Origin of the sequence: Streptomyces sp. YS-3, from assembly GCF_045257485.1 — a bacterium.
Lineage (GTDB): Bacteria > Actinomycetota > Actinomycetes > Streptomycetales > Streptomycetaceae > Streptomyces.
This window is the reverse complement of record NZ_JBJHPC010000768.1, coordinates 1-2,788: the sequence shown is the minus strand read 5'-3', so window position 1 is coordinate 2,788 and position 2,788 is coordinate 1. Positions and strand designations below refer to the sequence as shown.

General features: G+C 75.2%; 2 protein-coding genes. One reads left to right on the top strand and one right to left on the bottom strand.

What is annotated here, in order from left to right; all coding sequences use genetic code 11:
- Nucleotides 1–165 precede the first annotated feature (165 nt).
- A complete protein-coding gene (locus ACJA3G_RS34515) occupies nt 166–2,166 on the top strand; it encodes an ATP-binding protein (protein WP_406556978.1) in 2,001 nt (666 codons plus the stop codon).
- Nucleotides 2,167–2,188: 22 nt separating this feature from the next.
- On the opposite strand, the gene ACJA3G_RS34510 is transcribed toward ACJA3G_RS34515, so the two are convergent.
- A partial coding sequence (locus ACJA3G_RS34510; protein ID WP_406556977.1) for an RICIN domain-containing protein occupies nt 2,189–2,788 on the bottom strand: 600 nt, incomplete at its 5' end.

The following is a 2,788-nucleotide window of genomic DNA, read 5'->3' as shown; positions in this document are numbered from 1 at the left end:
CACCGAAGGGGCGACGGTCCGGCTGCGCGGCCCGCGGGACGCACCGCCCCAGTCGTCCGAACGCTCCCACCGGCCGCACCAGGTGGCCGCCGCCCGCGCCGCCCGCACGGCCACCGCACCCGAGGACCCCAGGTGAACGCCCCCTACACCGGCACACCGGCAGCGATCCGCCTCGTCCCGCGGCCCCACGCCGACCCCGCCGACGCGCTGCTCGCCCGTCTCGCCGTCCTGCGGGAGCGGGTGAGCGCCCTGGTCGAGCACCGCGCCGCCGACGACCCCACCGCCGGTGATCCGCTGCGCGGCCTCTTCCTGTCCGAGGAGGCGGTGCGCCACCTGCTGCACACCTGGCCGCCCGCCGACGGCACCGCCCCAGCTTTGCGGCCGGCGGACGCGGACCACGGCCCCGGCGACCGGTTGGCGCGCCTGACCGAGCGGCTGGGGCTGACCGAGTGGGACACCGCCGTCCTGCTCATCGCCCTCGCCCCGGACGTCGACCGCACCTTCGAGGCGCTGTACGGCTACCTCAACGACGATGTGAGCCGGCGCCGCGCCACCATCGGCCTGGCCCTCGACCTGTGCGGGCTGCCCGCGTACGCCGCGCGGGCCCGCGCCCGTCTGCACGCCTCGGCGCCGCTGCGCGCCCTCGGGCTGCTGCGGGACGAGGACGGTGAACGGCCCTTCCTCAGCCGGGCGTTGCGCGTACCCGACCGCGTCGTCGGCCACCTCCTCGGCGACGACACCCCGGACGCCGCCCTGCTCGACCGGCTCCACCCGATGCCGGAGCCACTGCCCGCCGCCCCCGGCACCGAGGACTTCACGGACCGGCTGGCCGCCCGCCTGCGCTGCGGCCCGCTCACCGCCTATCTGCGTGAAACCCGGGAGGGCGACGGCCCGGCCGCGCTCGCCACCGTCCTGCGCGCTGCGGGCCTGGACGCGCTGCGCTGTGACGAGCCGGGGGAGCACGTTCCCGAGCTGCTGCGCGAGGCGCGCCTGAGCGGTCGAGCCGTGGTCGTGGCGGGCCTGCCCGAGCACCCCGGCCCGCTGGTGCGGAAGCTGACCGCCGCGCAGGACGTGACCGTACTGCTGACGGACCCCCGCCCCTACGACCCGCACTGGGCCCCGCACGACCCGCTGGTCCTGGAGGCTCCCGCCCGCCTCGCCGGCGGGACGTCCGCCTGGTGGGCCGCGCTGGGCGCGGACGCCGACGGACTCGACCTGGCCGCCACCGTCGCCCCCTACCGGCTCGGCGGCGACCGCGTCCAGCGCGCCGCACACGCCGCCCGCGCCCTCGCGGCCTTCGAGGGCACCCCGGTGACCGCCGCCCATGTGCGCCGCGCCGCCCGCCGCCAGTCGGCATCCGGCCTGGAGCGGCACGCGCGGCGGATCCGGCCCGCCGTGGACTGGCGCGACCTGGTGCTGCCCGAGGGCCCCCTCACCCAGCTGCGCGAACTCGCCCTGCGCGCCCGCCACCGCGACCGCGTGCTGGGCGACTGGCGGCTCAGCGCCGGCGGCGGACGCGGCCGGGGGGTCCTGGGGCTGTTCGCGGGCGAGTCCGGCACCGGCAAGACACTGTCGGCGGAGGTGGTCGCGGCCGACCTCGGCCTCGACCTCTACGTCCTCCAGCTGTCGTCGGTCGTCGACAAGTACGTCGGCGAGACCGAGAAGAACCTGGAACGCGTCTTCACCGAAGCCGACCGCACCGACGCCGTCCTCCTCTTCGACGAGGCCGACGCCGTCTTCGGCAAGCGCTCCGAGGTGAAGGACGCGCACGACCGGTACGCCAACATGGAAAGCGCCTATCTGCTCCAGCGCCTGGAGTCCTTCGACGGCATCGCGCTGCTCACCACCAACCTGCGCGCCAACATCGACGAGGCGTTCACCCGGCGCCTCGACCTGGTGGTCGACTTCCCGTTCCCGGACGCCGGGCAGCGTCTGGCGCTGTGGCGGCACGGCCTGGCCCACGTCCCGCACACCGACGCCATCGATCTCGCCCCGCTGGCACGGGACTTCGAGATGGCCGGCGGGTCGATCCGCAGCGCGGTGGTCTCCGCCGCGTACCTGGCCGCCGGGCGCGGGGACGAGGTCGGCGCGGCCGACCTGCTGGAGGGCGCCCGCCGCGAGTACCGCAAGTCGGGCCGGCTGGTGCCGGGGGAGCACGGCTGGTGACCCGGCCCCCCGGCCGGACGGTTCAGCCCTCGCCCGGGCGGACGACCTGCCACTCCTGGTCGTCCGTGTGGGAGCAGTCGAAGAGCGTCAGCCGGGTGCCGACACCGCCGTCGCTGTAACCGCCCACGTCCAGGCACTTGTTGTTGCTGGCGAAGTTGCGGATCCAGTACGCGCCGCTGTCCTGCTTCTGGATCCACCACAGCTGGTTGTCGGCGAGGGTGCCGTCGCAGGTGAACTCGGAGATACCGGTCCGGATCGGCTGGGCCCCGAAGTCGGGCAGGTCCATGCACAGCTGGTCCTTGACGTTGCGGATCAGGAACAGCGGCTCACCGCCCGGGCCGCCCTTGGGCAGGGTCACCTCCAGGTTCCAGTTCTGGTTGTCGCCCGTCTCGTTGCAGGTGGCCTGGTTGACGTGCCCGTTGAGCTGCCCCTTCTCGCGTCCGGGGATGTCGGCGCACATCTTGGTGGTGGTGTTGCGCAGCAGGATGTTCGTGGCCGGTACCAGGGCGGGCTTCTTCTCGGGGGCCTTCTGGGTGGGCGGCGGCGCCCCGCCGCCTCCACCGGAATCCCCGGCGGGCGGCTTCTCCTTCTCGGTCGGCTCGGCGGCGCCCCGCCGCCGAGC